Raw genomic sequence first — 467 nt, 5'->3', positions numbered from 1 at the left:
ACGTCACCGGGCCCTTCGGCCGATGTTTCTCGGGAATTGCAAGCAGCTCCTTTTCGGTCAACATTCTGTCCTCCACGATACGTCGGACGTACGTGCCACGCTTGAACGAAGCAGGCTCGTTGTTCCAGTTGAGGCCGATATCGTGCAGCATGTCGTGCTGAGCCCGCGTGTTCTTGCCGTGCAGCTGACGGTGTGAGAAGTGTGCTTGACACAGCATCTGCAACGAGTTGCGTGTCGCATCCGCCTCACGCCACGCAAATGCGTCGAACGCTTCGCTCTCGTTCGGCAATTGCCAGACACGGCAATCGAACTTGGGCCGGGTGCGGACGGTGACTCCGTTCTTGGAACGCAGCCACGTCTTTTCCGGCAGATGATCGAACAGCGACTGGTAGAACGCGACCGATGCGTCGGCGGCCAGCAGCGAGTGCCACTTCTGGTATCGACCGTCGAACATCATTTCGGGCAGC

1 protein-coding gene is annotated in these 467 nt (G+C 59.1%); it reads right to left on the bottom strand.

The genetic code is table 11. The features are described from left to right. The coding region (locus AC1RPX_RS07695; RefSeq protein WP_481763317.1) for a hypothetical protein at positions 1-467 on the bottom strand (467 nt) is incomplete at both ends.

Source organism: Dellaglioa sp. CoH-56-MRSF-14, from assembly GCF_056782115.1.
The sequence above is the reverse complement of the archived record's forward strand: the minus strand, read 5'-3'. Positions and strand labels throughout refer to the sequence as shown.